The organism is Nocardia sp. CA-136227, from assembly GCF_050955695.1.
Lineage (GTDB): Bacteria > Actinomycetota > Actinomycetes > Mycobacteriales > Mycobacteriaceae > Nocardia.
In genome coordinates this window covers 3,916,694-3,931,105 of record NZ_CP192081.1, presented here as the reverse complement: position 1 = coordinate 3,931,105, position 14,412 = coordinate 3,916,694, and the positions used below count along the sequence as shown (strand labels likewise).

The window sequence follows — 14,412 nt, the reverse complement described above, 5'->3', positions numbered from 1 at the left end:
GGAACCATGCGGCGAACCAGCTTCGAGGACATGAACTGCTCCATCGCCCAATGCCTGGAGGTGGTCGGCGAGTGGTGGACGCTGCTGATCGTGCGGGACGCCCTGTTCGGGGTGACCCGCTTCGACGACTTCCGCTCCCGCCTCGGCATCGCCCGCAATGTGCTCACCCAGCGTCTGGAACACCTGGTCGAGCAGGGGGTCCTGGAAAAGACGCCCTACCAGGACAATCCGGTCCGCTACGACTACGTGCTGACCGATAAGGGGCGCTCGTTGTGGACGATCCTGGCTGCCATGCGGCAGTGGGGCGACGAATGGGCCGCCCCCGACGGCCCGCCCATCGAGGCCGTCCACACGGAGTGCGGGCATGTCACGACCGTGCGGCCGGTGTGCTCGGAATGCGGCGAGCACCTCGCTTCCCGGGACCTGCGTCTCCAGCTCGGCCCGGGCGCGCACGATCCGGCATTGCTCCCGGGCCGCTGACGGTCGCCCGATGGGAGCCGCGCGGGGAAAAACCCTCCGGGCCGCGGAACGATGCGTGCCCTGGACTCCGAGGGCGCGATAGAAGTGGGTCGCGCACAACGGATTCGGGGGGATCTCGACATGTCCGACCTGCGCCGGACACGGTGGACCTGGACGTTCCTGGTCGCGCTGACCTTCTCGGCGGGCCTGGTGCTCGCCGGTGGGGTCAGCTTGATCCTGAATATCGGCCACCCGGACAATTCGACCAGGTACCTTGCGCAGGCGGCCCTCGCCTGCACCGCGGTGTTCTGGTTCCTCAGCTGGTTCCCGCGACAGTGGAAGAAAGGTGGTGGCGGTGCGTCCCGCTGAACCGAGTGAATCGACCCGGCCGAGCCCGGAGACCGTCCTGTCGGTCGGCGGCTGGCATCCGCGACATTCGCGGGTGCTGGCGCTGGCGAGCAATGGCGCGTTCGCGTTCGCGCTCGTCGATACCAATGGCGACGGTTCCGAGATCGACCTCGACGAGCTGATCCTCGACGACGGCGAATGGCGTGCCGGGATGAGCGTCGGCGCGGGCGAATTCATCGCCGTGGGCAGTCGCGGCTCGGTCTACGTGCTCGGCTACGGCTCGAACGTGAGCGGCGTGCGATGGGCCTACGGCCGCGCCGACCGCCCCGGCGCCGCCGAGGTCGAGGTGGACGGACGCGCGATCACCGTCACCATCGCCGACACCGGGTGGTGGGTGTGGGTCGATCCGGTCGTCGAATCGAACTGAACGACACCAACACCGGAGTCCAGCGGCCCGGACGTCCATGATCTGCTGCCCGGTCGCCTCGGCGACCGTCGGCAACTGAGCGGTGATCTCGGCGGTCGGCGGCGGCATACGACCGTCGACCGACGCGATCCGCGATCTCACGGGTGCGGGCATCCCACACGGGTTCCCGTGTCAGGAGCGCCTTTTCAGAGGCGTTCGATGATGGTGGCGTTGGCCAGGCCGCCGGCCTCGCACATGGTCATCAGGCCGTAGCGACCGCCGGTCTGCTCGAGGTGGTTGAGCATGGTGGCCAGGATGCGGCCGCCGGACGCGCCGAGCGGGTGGCCCAGGGCGATCGCGCCGCCGCGCGGGTTGAGCTTGGCCGGGTCGGCGCCGAGCTCCTGCGCCCACACCAGCGGCACCGGCGCGAAGGCCTCGTTCACCTCGTAGACGTCGATGTCGTCGATGGACAGCCCGGCGCGCGCCAGCACCTTGCGGGTGGCGGGGATGACGGCGGTGAGCATGAGCAGCGGGTCGTCGCCGGTGACGGCGAAGGAGTGGAAGCGGGCGCGCGGTTTCAGACCGAGCTGGGCGGCCTTCTCCTCGCTCATGATGAGCGCGGCGGACGCGCCGTCGGTCAGTGGCGAGGAGTTGCCCGGGGTGATCGACCATTCGATCTCCGGGAAACGGGCCTTGAACTCGGCGTCCACGAAGGCGGGCTTCAGTCCGGCCAGGCCCTCGACGGTGGTGCCGGCGCGAATGGTCTCGTCGGCGCTGATCGTGCCCGCGGGCACCAGTTCGTTGTCGAAGCCGCCGGCCGCGGCGGTGCCGGCGGCCGATCGGTGCGAGCGCGCGGCGAACTCGTCGAGGGCGGTCCGGTCCAGCTTCCAGCGCGCGGCCAGCACCTCGGCCGAGATGCCCTGCTGTACCAGGCCGTTCGGGTATCGGTGCGCGATCGGGCCGCGGTTGGCGTCCTGGCCCTGGGCATTGGAGAACATCGGCACCCGCGACATGGACTCCACGCCGCACGCGATGGCGATGTCGTACGCCCCGGCGATGACACCCTGGGCGGCGAAATGGGCGGCCTGTTGTGAGGATCCGCACTGCCGGTCCACCGTAGTGGCGGGCACCGCTTCCGGGAAGCCGGCCGCGAGCACCGCGGTGCGGGCGATATTGAAGGCCTGCTCACCGCTCTGGGTGACGCAACCGCCGATCACATCGTCGACGAGTGCCGGGTCGATTCCGGTGCGCTCGATCAGGCTGCCCAGCACTCCCGCGAGCAGGGTGGCCGGATGGACTTCCGACAGGCCGCCACCGGATTTCCCCTTTCCGGACGGGGTGCGAATGGCGTCGACGATGACGGCGGAAGTCATGACTTCTCCCTGTTCCCAATGGACGATCCGGGTGCGAATTCCGGTTAACATACGCACTGTACCGCACGACTGGCCACGCCGTCAGTAGCCGGATTTCGGCCTCCCGGCCGCCGTATTTTCGATTGCTAACCTGTTGCTGTGACCACGACCAGCAATCCGACCACCGCCCCCTTCTGGGACCTCGAGATGCGGCTGTCCGCCGTGTTGTCGGTGTTGGCCGGATTCATCGGCGCGGCCGCGTACGCCCATTCCGAGGGCTACTTCGTCACCTTCATGACCGGCAATACCGAACGCGCCATCCTCGGCAACTTCGCCGGCGATCACACCCTGGCCGTGGGTGCGGCGTCGATCATCGCGTGCTTCCTGGCCGGCGTCTTCATCGCCTCGATCTGTCGCCGCTACTGGTGGACCAACCATCCGCACGGCGCGACCATGCTCACCACCGTCGCGCTGGCGGGCGCGGCCATCGTCGACAACATCCTCGACGAGCGCGGCATCGGCCTGGCCCCCATTCTCTTCGTCGCCTTCGGCATGGGCGCGCTGAACACCTCGTTCGTGAAGAACGGCGAGGTGTCGATCCCGGTCAGCTACATCACCGGCACGCTGGTGAAACTCGCGCAGGGCATCGAGCGGCACGCCTTCGGCGGCGGTACCGTCCGCGACTGGCTCGGCTATGCGACGCAATACTTTTCGTTCAGTCTGGGCGCGCTCATCGGCGGCCTGGTCGCGGTGGTCGTGGACGGCGCCTACATGCTCAACGCCGCCGTCGTGGGGTCACTGCTGGTGGCCTCCTACACCTGGCGAGCCGACGTCCGCTGGGTGCGCCGCACGGTCCGCCGGGCCGTAGACGAGAGCTGAACCGCGCGACACGGGCAGGTCACAGCAACACAACACATGGCTAATTGACCGCAAATGCGGCGAACTGGTCATATTCTGCAAAACATGACAACCAGCAAAGAGGGAGTTTTCGAGGGGCCGGTTCAAACACTGGCCCGCAGCGCGTGGCAGTCGATCCTGGTCACCGGCATTCTCTCGGTGGTGCTGGGCATCCTGATCCTGGTGTGGCCCGGACCGACCCTGGTGGTCGCGGGCGTCCTGTTCGGTATCTATCTGCTCGTGTCCGGCGTCTTCCAGCTGATCGCGGCATTCGGCCTGCATGTCAGCGCCTGGATGCGGGTGCTGTCGTTCATCACCGCCATTCTGTCGTTCATCCTGGGCTTCTTCTGCTTCCGCAACGAGTTCCAGGCGATCGGCCTGCTCGCGTTGTGGATCGGCATCACCTGGATCTTCCGTGGCACCGCGGTACTGGTGGCCGCGATATCGGACTCCGCGCTTCCGGGCCGGGGCTGGCAGATCCTGTTCGGCATCCTGCTGATCGTCGGTGGCGGTCTGCTGATCGTCGAGCCGTTCCGCTCCATCACCACCCTGGTCGTCGTGGTCGGCTGCTGGCTGATCGTGATCGGCATCTTCGAGGTGATCTCGGCGTTCCAGGTCAAGAGCACGGCCAAGCGCGTCGCGGCCAACCTATAACCCTTCGACAGTGAGAATGGCGGTCGCCCCGGATTCGGGGCGACCGCCATTCTCGTTGCCGGGCACACCGTTTCAGCGCAGCGGCCGCTTGGGCCGCTTGTCCATCAGCCGCAGGATCAGCGGCGTGAAGATGAGCTGCATGGCCAGATCCATCTTCCCGCCCGGCACCACGATGCTGTTGGGCCGCGACATGAACGAGTCGTGCAGCATGGACAGCAGATACGGGAAGTCGATCACCTTCGGGTCGGCGAAGCGGATCACCACGAAACTCTCGTCCGCGGTCGGAATGGTCCGGGCGGTGAAGGGATTCGAGGTGTCGACGGTCGGCACCCGCTGGAAGTTCACATAGGTTCGCGAGAACTGCGGGCAGATGTGTTTCACGTAGTCGGGCATGCGTCGCAGAATGGTGTCGATGATGGCCTCGCTGGAGTAGCCGCGTTCGGTCTTGTCGCGGTGCACCTTCTGAATCCACTCCAGATTGATGATCGGCACCACGCCCACCAGCAGGTCGGTGTATTGCCCGACGTCGACGTCCTCGCCGACCGCGGCCCCGTGCAGGCCCTCGTAGAACAGCAGGTCGCTGCCCGGCGGCAGTTCCACCCACGGGGTGAAGGTGCCCGCGGGCTGTCCGTAGGGTTTGGCCTCCTCGTCGTCGTGCAGGTAGCGGCGCACCGCCCCTACGCCGGTGTCCCCGTAGTCGCGGAACAGCGTCTCGAGTTCGGGGAGCAGATTCGCTTCCGGCCCGAAATGCGAGAACGTGAGATTGCGCTGCTGTTCGGCTTCGGCCATGGCCAGTTTCATCTCGTTGCGGTCGTAGCGATGGAACGAATCCCCTTCCACGATGGCCGCGTTGATTCCCTCGCGGCGGAATATCTCCTGGAAGGTTCGCGTGACGCTGGTCGTCCCCGCACCGGACGACCCGGTGATCGCGACCACGGGATGTTTGACCGACATGGCACCTCCTCGATTGCCGGACAGCAGGTTTCGCGCGCCCGGCCGTTCAATGACGGGCCGCGCGGAACAGTGAGCGGGAACCGAAGAGCGAGGCGTCGAAGCTGGGCCCCTCCTCCGGTTCGCGGTGATAGCGCTCGATCCGCTCGACCTCGTTGCGGGAGCCGAAGATGAACGGCACCCGCTGATGCAGTTCCTCGGGCCGCACGTCCAGGACGCGTTCGTGCCCGGTGGAGGCCGCTCCCCCGGCCTGCTCGACCACGAAGGCGATCGGATTGGCCCCGTACAGCAGCGAGACCCGGCCCGGCCGTTCGGGATTGCGGGTGTCGCGCGGATACATGTAAAGCCCGCCGCGGGTGAGGATGTGGAAGGTGTCGGCCACCAGCGAGGCGACCCAGCGCATATTGAAGTCGCGCCCGCGCGGCCCGTCCACGCCTTCGAGGCATTCGTGGACGTAGCGGCGCACCGGGCGCTCCCAGAACCGCTCGTTGGCGGCGTTGATCGCGAATCCGGAGGTGTCGTCGGGGATGCGCATGCGCGGGTGGGTGAGCACGAACGCGCCCACCTCGCGGTCGAGGGTGAACCCGTCCACGCCGCTGCCGGTGGTCAGCACCAGCATGGTGGCGGGCCCGTACAGCGTGAAGCCCGCGCAGACCTGCTGCACGCCCGGCTGCAGGAAGTCGTGCCCGGCGGGGACGCGCCCGTCCTCGGGTGCGCGCAGCACACTGAAGATCGTGCCGACCGGCAGGTTCACGTCGATATTGCTCGACCCGTCGAGCGGATCGAAGGCGAGCAGGTATTTGCCGCGCCGGATCTCGGTGGGCACCTGATGGCATTCACGCATCTGTTCCGACACCAGGGCGGCGAGCGGTCCGGTCCACTGGCTTTCCGACACCATGATGTCGTTGGCGATGGCATCCATCTTGCGGTGCACCGTGACCGGCAGGTTGTCGGCATCGGAGGCGCCCAGGGAGCCGACGATCGCTCCCCGGGTCACTTGATTCGCGATGATCTTGGTGGCGGTGGCGAGCACGTTCAGCAGCGCCGAGAACTCCCCGGAGGAGCCGGGATGCTTGTGCTCCTGCTCGATGGTGTACCGGGTCAGGGTCTTCAATCCTTCGGGCACAATCCCTCTCATTCCCTCATGGAGATGCCCCCTCGTCGGCGAGGGCGTCCGTGAACACACTGCTGCCGAGGACGTCGCTGTCCGTCAGGGTGATCAGATCGGTGCGGCCGACCGGCCGATGCAGTTCGACCAGGCGTTTGGCCTGCCGCAGCCGGCAGCGGTCGAGGGCATTGCGCACGCTGCGGGCATTGGCGAAGCGGGGGCGGGCCATGCGCAGCTCCAGGTAGCGCGAGAAGGCTTGCGCGGCTTCGGGATCGAAGCGGAAGTTCTCCTGGCGCACCATGAGCTCGGCGATGGCCAGCAGCTCCTCGTGGGTGTAGTCGGGGAACTCGATGTGGTGGGCAACCCGCGAGGACAGGCCGGGGTTGGCGGAGAAGAAGGTGTCCATCCGGTCGGGATAGCCGGCGAAGATGACCACCAGGCTGGTGCGCTCGTTCTCCATCTCCTGCAGCAGGATCTCGATGACCTCCTGCCCGTAGTCGCGCTCGTTCTCGGGGCGGAACAGGTAGTAGGCCTCGTCGATGAACAGCACTCCCCCGGCCGCCTTCGCGAGCGCCTCCTTGGTCTTGGGCGCGGTGTGGCCGATGAACTGGCCGACCAGGTCGTCGCGGGTGACGGTGTGCACCTTGGGTTTCCGGATGTAGCCGAGGGCGTGCAGCATCTCGGCCATGCGCAGCGCCACGGTGGTCTTGCCGGTGCCGGGGCCGCCGGTGAAGCTCATGTGCATGGTCGGGCGGGTGGCCTGCAGGCCGAAGCGCTGGCGGGCGCGATCGATGAGCAGCAGGGCGGCGATCTCGCGGACCCGGCGTTTGACATTGGCCAGGCCCACCAGTTCGGCGTCCAGGCGGGTGAGGGTGTCCTCGACGTCCTTGCCCGCGACGTCGGTCGACAGGTCCAGGACGGCGTCGTCGGCCAGCGGTTCCAGTAGGTGGCCGGCCGCCACGGTGTCCTCTGGTCGGGGAGACGCGTCGGCGGCCGTGCCGCGCAGCGGGCCGGGGCTCGTGGCCCCGGGCCGATGCATCTGGAACCCGCCCGCCGGGCGGCCGGCTGCAGGCTGCCGGCCGTCCGATGCCGCGGGGTGTTCCGAGCTCACGATAACCTCCTGATCCGAAAGATGTTCAGCCGCCGTATCTTTGGCCGGATCGCTGATCCGACGAGTAGGCGTGGAAGCCGTAGCGCTGGCTGCGGTCCGCGCCCTCGGTGCGGTCGAGGCGGAAACCGGGTTCGTCGGCCGGGCGCTGCACGATGAAGCTCAGCGCCGTGGTCTGGCGGCCGTAGGAGGCGTCGTAGGCGTTGACGCGAATGTAGTGCCGCGGGAACGTGGCCCGGCAGGCGTTGATCTCGGCGAGCACACCGTCGGGCTCGTCCAGATCGAACAGGGGCAGGCCCCACATCTCCCAGTAGTTGTTGCGCGGGTGCGGATCGTCGGTGTACTCGATCGACACCGGCCAGTTGTTGAGCAGGGCGTAGCGGACCTGGGCGGCGATCTCGGTGTCGTCGAAGTCCGGCAGGTGCGAGAAGGTGCCTTGGCGCAGATGCATGGTGGCTCGACTTTCAGCGGGAGGCCGTGGGGACGGCGTCGGGGGCGTCGGTGGAGGTGTATTCGAAGGTGACGTCACCCCAGGTCTGCAGGGCGACCTCGAGCGGGCGGCAGCTCTCGGCGGAGCGGCGCAGCACGTCCGGGCCCTCCTTGAGCAGATCGCGACCCTCGTTGCGTGCCTTGACCACCGCTTCGAGCGCGACCCGGTTGGCCTCCGCGCCCGCCGCGATGCCCATAGGGTGTCCGATGGTGCCGCCGCCGAACTGCAGGATGGCGTCGTCGCCGAACAGGTCCAGCAGCTGGTGCATCTGGCCTGCGTGGATGCCGCCGGAAGCGACCGGCATGACGCCGGGCAGGCTGGCCCAGTCCTGGTCGAAGAAGATGCCGTTGACCGGGTTCGTGGGGATGTGGTTGTCGCGCAAGGTGTCGTAGAAGCCGCGCACGGTGTGCGGGTCGCCTTCGAGTTTGCCGATGACCGTGCCCGCGTGCAGGTGGTCGACGCCGATCAACCGGCACCACTTGGCCAATACCCGGAAGCTGACGCCGTGCGTCTTCTGGCGGGTGAAGGTGGAGTGCCCGGCCCGGTGCAGGTGCAGCAGCATGCCGTTGGTGCGCGCCCACTTCGAGATGGACTGCATGGCGGTGTAGCCGACCGTCAGGTCGATCATGATGATGCAGCTGCCGAGCGATTTCGCGAACTCCGCGCGCTCGTACATGTCCTCCATGGTGGCGGCGGTGACATTGAGGTAATGGCCCTTCAATTCACCGGTTTCGGCGATGGCGCGGTTGACGCCCTCCATGGCGAACAGGTAGCGGTCACGCCAGCGCATGAACGGCTGCGAGTTGATGTTCTCGTCGTCCTTGGTGAAATCGAGTCCGCCCTTGCAGGCCTCGTACACCACACGGCCGTAGTTGCGCGCGGAGAGCCCGAGTTTCGGTTTCACCGTCGCGCCCAGTAGCGGTCGGCCGTATTTGTTGAGGTACTCGCGCTCCATCACGATTCCGTGCGGCGGACCCTGGAAGGTCTTGACATACGCCACGGGAATACGCATATCCTCCAGCCGCAATGCCTTCAGCGGTTTGAAACCGAATACATTGCCGATCACCGAGGACGTGAGGTTCGTGATGGAGCCCTCCTCGAAGAGGTCCAGATCGTAGGCGACGTAGGCGAAGTACTCGCCCGGGCGACCCGGCACCTCCTCGACGCGGTAGCACTTGGCCTGGTACCGGTTGTGCGCGGTGAGGCGGTCGGTCCAGACGACTGTCCAAGTGGCGGTGGAGGATTCACCGGCGACGGCCGCCGACGCCTCGATCGGGTCGACGCCGTCCTGGGGCGTCACCCGGAACACCGCGAGGACGTCGGTGTCCTTCGGCTCGTAGTCCGGGTTGTAGTATCCCATCGACGCATACGACTGCACGCCCGGATCCCACCGGCTGCGCTGATCATCGTCAGATCCGGCCATCTTTCCTCCTGCGAACCGGGTTGGGTCACTTGCGATTCCCAGGATGACGGGCCCGTTAACGACAAACAATTCGATTGTTTCTGTTCTCGCTCAACCTTTTCGTCGGGTTTGCTACCGTTGAGTATGGGTACGGTGAGCGCGGTGCGCATGGAAACCTTTCTCGCCGTTGCCAAGCACTCCAGCATTCGCCGCGCCGCCGCCCAGTTGCACATCACCGAGGCCGCCGCCTCCGCGGCCGTAGCACACATCGAGAAACAACTCGGCGCGAAACTCGTGACCAAATCCGGGCGCGGCATCGCGCTCACCGAAGCCGGGCGGGTGTACGCCGATTACTGCCGCAGCATCCTCGGTCTGATGAAGGAAGCGCACGCCGCCGTCCGGGAGGCCGAGACCGGCCGGCTGCGCATCGGCGTCGTCGCCACCGCGGGCGAATACGTCCTGCTCCACCTGCTGGCATCGTTCCGAACCCGGTATCCCGACATCGAACTGGGCCTGTCGATCCACCCCCGCGACGTCCTGTTCCTCGAACTCACCCACCACGAAACCGACCTCGTGGTCGCCGGCCGCCCGCCCCGCGACACCGGCCTCGTCACCCGCGCCCGCCGCCCCTGCCAACTCGTCGTCGTCGGCGCGCCCTCCCGCTGGCCCGACCCCTGTGACGCCACCTGGCTCCTGCGTGGCAAAGGTTCGGGCACCCGCGACACCACCCTCGCCCTCTTCGACCGCCTCCAAATCCATCCGCCCACACTGACTCTCGGCACCCACGGCGCCGCCCTGGCCGCCGCACGCGAGGGTCTCGGCATCACCCTCATCCACTCCGACGCCGTTGCCGCCGATCTCGCCACCGGCCGCCTGGAGATCCTGCCCGTCGAGGGCACTCCCCTCACCCGCCCCTGGCACGCCGTCACCACCCGCACCCCCACCCCCGCCGCGCGTCTGTTCCTCTCCCACATCACGGACCCGGATCGAGTCGGCGACAAAGCATTTCGTGGTGTCTGAGGTCGTCGAATATTCCCTGACAGGACACTGTCGACGCTGTACTCTCCTCGCAAACGGAGCGGTACGTACTCCGGTTTTCGGCCCAGCCGGGGGAGATGATTCATGGCTGGCGTACTCGATGGTGCCCGCTTCCATACGACGGTGGTCGTCGCGCTGCGACTGGCCGCGGTCGCCAGGGCTCCGGCTCCCGTCGACACGGGTGACCTGCTGGTGGCATTGATGCGAGCGGACGGATCGGGTGACTGGTCGCGAATCTGCTTGGACACCGGCGATGCCGATGCGATCGAGCGCAAGGGGATGATCGACCGCCCGAGCCGCGGCGCGGGCCGGTGGGAGAACGCGCGCCTCACCGATCAGTGCGCGATCGCCCTGGATGTCTCCGGCCGCTTGGCGACCCGGTACCGCCTCTGGCCGATTCCCGTCGGGTTGGTCGTTCTCGGATTGATCGCCGATGAGTCCGCGGCGGCCGCCCGCGCGCTGCACAGCGGCCTGCAACGCCGCGAATTATTGGACCGCGTGCAGTCGGATGTGCTGGGTTCGATGCTCGACGGCATCGAGTACACGCTGCCGACAGTGCTGCGCGAGGCCGGTGGGGCGCCCTATGCCGCGCAGCCGGTTCACCGTCCGCCGCCACCGCCGCGGGCACCATCCGCCCCTCGAACGAGGAACGTCCCCCACCGCCCGGCGCCATACGCAGAACCGGGAAAGCGCGAATCCAACCTGATCATGCTGGCGGCGGTGGCCATAGCAGGCATATTCGTCTTCGTACTCGCCATGGCGCTACGCGAGCCCCACACGGACCCGCCCGCCCGACAGCCCAATTTCACCCTCGACCGCCCCAGTTTCGTCCAGCCCACCTTCCCCTACAGTCGCCTACCGACGCTCGTCCCCCCGGTCCTGCCGACCCGGCCACGCTGACTGCGGCATCGCTTGTGCCGCGGTCAGGTGCCGGTCGCCGGGAAACCGGTCAGTGGTGGAACATGCGGAGGTCGGTGCGCGCGAGGGTGATCCGGTGTTCGCGGCAGGCGTCGATGATGGCGTCGGCGCGCAGGGCTCCGGCGGGTTCGATGATCGCGGTGACGCCGTGGGCGGCGGCGACGTCGACATTGTCGCGGAAGGGCAGATAGCCGTCGGAGACGAGCGTGAGGCCCGAGAGCTGACGCGTCCAGGCGCTGAGGTCGGGGGCGGAGGTCGGCTTGGTCAGCAGGTCCGCGAGTTCGGTGTGCTGGGTGGCGGTGAGAGTGCCTGCGGCGAGGGCGATCCGCCAGTTCAGGCGCTCCTGCCGGGGTAGGGACGCGGGCAGTGGCAGCGCGCGGATGGCCGGGTGACGGCGGTTCCACCAGGTGCGGGCCTTGGCCCCGGCCAGCAGGGTGCAGTCCACCCGGGACTGCTGGCCCGCCCCGACGCCGTCGGTCATGCCGTCGCGCACCAGGACCACCGTGTTCGACTGCGTGTAGCGGGCGGTGATCATGCCGAGCAGCGCGTCCGAGACCACCGCCTCGGTGAGGGCGGGCCCATCGGCCACCCGGATCAGCTCCGCGGTGATGGGCTGCCGGTCACGGTCCTGCTCGAGGATGACGCCGAAGACGGTGCGGCTCTCGGTCTCCGGCGGCCGGTACGCGGGATCGACCTCGACGACCAGGAAGCGGCCGCCCTTCTTGCGGGCCAGCTTCGCGACGGTCCCGGGCGCGTAGCCCGGCGCGATGATGCCGTCGGACACCACGCCGCCCAGCAGGTCGGCCAGTTCGTCGTCCACGGGCGCGGACACCGCGATCATGTCGCCGTACGAGGAGCGCGGATCGGCGTCGCGAGCGCGAATGTAGGCGGCGGCAACCGGTCCGAGGCCGGTGTCACCCAAACCCCAGGACTCGCGGAGGGTTTCGTCGAGCTCCCCGTCGAGCGCCGCCCCGGCCGGTGAGACGTGCTTGAACGAGGTTGCCGCCACCCGGGCGGTCGCGGCCTGTGCCTCAGCGACCAGCTGCCAGGCGTTGATCAGGTCGAGGTAGTTGATCAGCGACGCGGAACCGTGCAGCACGCGAATGTGTTCGGCGCTGCCGTCGACCACGCGGGCTCGCTGATGGGGATTCATGCCGTACCGAAGATCCATGATGGTGCCCACTTCCCGAACTCGAGTTCGGGAGCACCCAGGCGGACGACGCTCCGATTATGCGCTTCCTCGTGGTCTTGTCCACGTCACGCCAGTCGCGACACCACTGTAGTGCACGCTTCCGGTGGGTTTCGGGACCGAGCGGGTGGCGGGTCGCCCGCCTCGGTGCGGGTGCGTAGAATCCTGTTGTGTCAGAACAATTTAGAGTGCAGCGGGCCGTTGCCGCATCGGCGGCCGAGATCTTCGCCATCCTGAGCGATCCGCAAGGCCACGTTTCCATCGACAGCTCCGGCATGCTGATGGCGGCCAGCGGAGACCTCGTCACCGCCACCGGCGACACGTTCGTCGTGCACATGGATCGCGAGGCTCTCAACGACTACCCGCTCGGTCTGTACGACGTGACGGTCGAGATCGTCGCATTCGAACGGGACAAGCAGATCGCCTGGACCGTTCGCGGCCGAGTCGAGCCGGGCCACGTCTACGGCTACTACCTCGAGCCCATCGCAGCGGGCACTCTCGTGACGTCCTATTACGACTGGTCCGCGGTCCCCCAGGAATTCAAGGACGCCGATATCTTCCCGGTGATCCCCGAAAGCGCCCTCCGTGCCACCCTCGGCATTCTCGCCCGCACCGTCGCCCCGGGAAAATCCCGGCCGGAACTGCCCTCACAGTAGGCCTGGGCGACCGGCCGGGTTCAGAAGGTGAACTGGTCGCCGTAGCCGGTGGTCTGTATGACACCCTGCGCAGTGCTCACCGTGGTGGTGACGAAGGGGACCGCGGACACCGGCGAAGCGCACTGCGCGACGTTCAATGCGGCGTTGTTGAACATGATTTGGAACGGGAACATGGTGCCGCTGTCCAAGGCGGCGGTCGCCGTGGTCGCCGTGGTGACCTGGCCGGGCCCCATGGTGGCCGTCAAGACTTCCGTCACACCCAGCGCCCCGCCCACACTGGGTCCGAGACTGATGTCGGGCGCGGTGACCGAAGCGCTGGGCGTGACCGTCCCGCTCGGCGGGCTGGCGGAGGCGCTCCCGGGGGTCACCGACGGGGCGATGGCGGCAGCCAGGCCTTGGTTGGGTTCGATGCCGACGGTGACGCCGCCGGCCACGCTGATTCCGCAGCCGAGGATGAACCCCGCGACGGCCTGACCGGATGTGATCGGGCCACCGTCCACGGTGACCGAGTAATTGCCCGACATCTGCGCGGCATGGGAGAACGTCATCAGGAAGTTCGGTGTCCGGTTTCCGGGCGGATTCACCTCGACGCTGTCGACCGACGCGACAATATGCACTCCCGCGCCGGAAACGTCCCCGCCGGGCGGCTGAGCCCCGACCGCATCGGCACCCCAGGCCCATAGGCTCGCCAGGGTGACACCGGCCACGGCTGTTACTGCCGCGGAGGCCATGAGCGCATGTCGCATAACCGGATCCTGTTCTCGTTCTCGAAGAGGTGTACGAGCTCGATACCGCAGGCGCATGTCCCGAATAGCAGCGTAACTGCAAATCGTGCCGGACTGGTGCGCTGCGGCTCGCGTGTCGACCGGCGGGAATCGGTGGTTTCACATTTGCGATCAGCCGGGAATCCGTGCCGCGCAGGAGAAGTCGGCACGATACGTATTCCGGTTGCCCGCGGTCAGTTGCCGGGTGGGCAGGCGTCGCCGGAGTGGGCGGGGTCGAGGGCCTGTTCGACCAGGTAGTCGACGGCGGGTGACCGCGGGAGGATGCCGTGGTCGAAAGTGTCTGCGGGGCAGAGGTCTTGGACCCGGATGTTGCGGACGGGGGCCTCGGGGCCGGCGGTGAGGAAGGTGGCCTCCGGTGGGGTGGAGACCTGGTCGGCGCGGCTGGCTATCACGGTGTAGGTGATGCCGGGGTCGGTGTCGCCCGCGGCGTTGAGGTGGCGGATGAACTGGCTGCCGGTGGCCGGGGGTGCGTCCGCGAGCGCGGTCGGCAGGCACACGCCCGCCAGCACGCCGGGTCGCCAGAATCATGATCGCCGTCCGCCGTCGTCCAGTGCTCACGGTGCTCGAATTCCCCTCCGCGAAACCCGTACAACGCTCTGTTTTTGACCGCAAGGCATTCCGCTGAGTGAGGCACGCCCGATTTCGTTAGTT

General features: G+C 67.6%; 17 protein-coding genes and 1 riboswitch. Of the genes, 8 read left to right on the top strand and 9 right to left on the bottom strand.

Going from position 1 to position 14,412, the window contains the following annotated elements; all coding sequences use genetic code 11:
* Window positions 1-6: 6 nt before the first annotated feature.
* The 3 genes from ACQP06_RS18095 (at window position 7) to ACQP06_RS18085 (ending at window position 1,234) form a co-directional block, all read left to right on the top strand.
* Entirely contained in the window at window positions 7-480 is a 474-nt protein-coding gene (locus tag ACQP06_RS18095) for a winged helix-turn-helix transcriptional regulator (RefSeq protein ID WP_433665723.1), read from the top strand.
* Window positions 481-600: 120 nt separating this feature from the next.
* Window positions 601-828, top strand: a complete 228-nt coding sequence (locus ACQP06_RS18090) for a hypothetical protein (protein WP_433665722.1) — start codon at window positions 601-603, stop codon at window positions 826-828.
* Window positions 815-1,234 carry a hypothetical protein gene (locus ACQP06_RS18085; protein WP_433665721.1) on the top strand — a complete coding sequence of 140 codons (420 nt, stop codon included), beginning with the start codon at window positions 815-817 and terminating at the stop codon, window positions 1,232-1,234. Before ACQP06_RS18090 ends, ACQP06_RS18085 begins: the two co-directional genes overlap by 14 nt.
* Before the next feature lie 185 nt (window positions 1,235-1,419).
* On the opposite strand, the gene ACQP06_RS18080 is transcribed toward ACQP06_RS18085, so the two are convergent.
* Complete coding sequence (locus ACQP06_RS18080) at window positions 1,420-2,586, bottom strand: thiolase family protein (RefSeq protein ID WP_433665720.1); 1,167 nt, start codon at window positions 2,584-2,586, stop codon at window positions 1,420-1,422.
* A 186-nt stretch (window positions 2,587-2,772) separates the two neighbouring features.
* On the opposite strand from ACQP06_RS18080, the gene ACQP06_RS18075 reads away from it, so the two are divergent.
* Window positions 2,773-3,444, top strand: a complete 672-nt coding sequence (locus tag ACQP06_RS18075) for a YoaK family protein (RefSeq protein WP_433673355.1) — start codon at window positions 2,773-2,775, stop codon at window positions 3,442-3,444.
* 84 nt (window positions 3,445-3,528) lie between these two features.
* Entirely contained in the window at window positions 3,529-4,116 is a 588-nt protein-coding gene (locus ACQP06_RS18070; protein WP_433665719.1) for an HdeD family acid-resistance protein, read from the top strand.
* Window positions 4,117-4,188: 72 nt separating this feature from the next.
* On the opposite strand, the gene ACQP06_RS18065 is transcribed toward ACQP06_RS18070, so the two are convergent.
* From ACQP06_RS18065 to ACQP06_RS18045, 5 genes are read right to left on the bottom strand one after another with little or no spacing between them, the layout of a single operon-like run.
* Window positions 4,189-5,070, bottom strand: a complete 882-nt coding sequence (locus ACQP06_RS18065; RefSeq protein ID WP_379279274.1) for a phosphoribulokinase — start codon at window positions 5,068-5,070, stop codon at window positions 4,189-4,191.
* 46 nt (window positions 5,071-5,116) lie between these two features.
* Window positions 5,117-6,193 (bottom strand): class 1 fructose-bisphosphatase, encoded by a 1,077-nt coding sequence (locus ACQP06_RS18060; RefSeq protein WP_433665718.1) that lies wholly within the window; start codon window positions 6,191-6,193, stop codon window positions 5,117-5,119.
* A 16-nt stretch (window positions 6,194-6,209) separates the two neighbouring features.
* Entirely contained in the window at window positions 6,210-7,286 is a 1,077-nt protein-coding gene (locus ACQP06_RS18055; RefSeq protein WP_433665717.1) for an AAA family ATPase, read from the bottom strand.
* A gap of 25 nt (window positions 7,287-7,311) precedes the next feature.
* The gene (locus ACQP06_RS18050) at window positions 7,312-7,734 is read right to left on the bottom strand and encodes a ribulose bisphosphate carboxylase small subunit (RefSeq protein ID WP_357081801.1); all 423 of its coding nucleotides are present in this window, start codon (window positions 7,732-7,734) and stop codon (window positions 7,312-7,314) included.
* A gap of 13 nt (window positions 7,735-7,747) precedes the next feature.
* Window positions 7,748-9,196, bottom strand: a complete 1,449-nt coding sequence (locus tag ACQP06_RS18045; protein ID WP_379099534.1) for a form I ribulose bisphosphate carboxylase large subunit — start codon at window positions 9,194-9,196, stop codon at window positions 7,748-7,750.
* 123 nt (window positions 9,197-9,319) lie between these two features.
* Between ACQP06_RS18045 and ACQP06_RS18040 the strand changes: the two genes are divergently transcribed.
* Both ACQP06_RS18040 and ACQP06_RS18035 read left to right on the top strand, forming a co-directional pair.
* Window positions 9,320-10,195: a LysR family transcriptional regulator gene (locus ACQP06_RS18040; protein WP_433665716.1), complete on the top strand. Its 876-nt coding sequence runs from the start codon at window positions 9,320-9,322 to the stop codon at window positions 10,193-10,195.
* Between the two features lie 102 nt (window positions 10,196-10,297).
* Window positions 10,298-11,113, top strand: a complete 816-nt coding sequence (locus tag ACQP06_RS18035; protein WP_433665715.1) for a hypothetical protein — start codon at window positions 10,298-10,300, stop codon at window positions 11,111-11,113.
* 49 nt (window positions 11,114-11,162) lie between these two features.
* Here the strand turns inward: ACQP06_RS18035 and ACQP06_RS18030 are convergent, their stop codons facing one another.
* Entirely contained in the window at window positions 11,163-12,302 is a 1,140-nt protein-coding gene (locus tag ACQP06_RS18030; protein ID WP_433673354.1) for a hypothetical protein, read from the bottom strand.
* A gap of 28 nt (window positions 12,303-12,330) precedes the next feature.
* Window positions 12,331-12,411: riboswitch (ZMP/ZTP riboswitch) on the bottom strand.
* 79 nt (window positions 12,412-12,490) lie between these two features.
* Between ACQP06_RS18030 and ACQP06_RS18025 the strand changes: the two genes are divergently transcribed.
* Entirely contained in the window at window positions 12,491-12,976 is a 486-nt protein-coding gene (locus tag ACQP06_RS18025) for a polyketide cyclase (RefSeq protein ID WP_433665714.1), read from the top strand.
* A gap of 20 nt (window positions 12,977-12,996) precedes the next feature.
* Here the strand turns inward: ACQP06_RS18025 and ACQP06_RS18020 are convergent, their stop codons facing one another.
* Together ACQP06_RS18020 and ACQP06_RS18015 are read right to left on the bottom strand one after the other, a co-directional pair.
* Window positions 12,997-13,722 carry an MspA family porin gene (locus tag ACQP06_RS18020; protein ID WP_433665713.1) on the bottom strand — a complete coding sequence of 242 codons (726 nt, stop codon included), beginning with the start codon at window positions 13,720-13,722 and terminating at the stop codon, window positions 12,997-12,999.
* Window positions 13,723-13,934: 212 nt separating this feature from the next.
* Complete coding sequence (locus ACQP06_RS18015) at window positions 13,935-14,270, bottom strand: hypothetical protein (protein ID WP_433665712.1); 336 nt, start codon at window positions 14,268-14,270, stop codon at window positions 13,935-13,937.
* Window positions 14,271-14,412 lie beyond the last annotated feature (142 nt).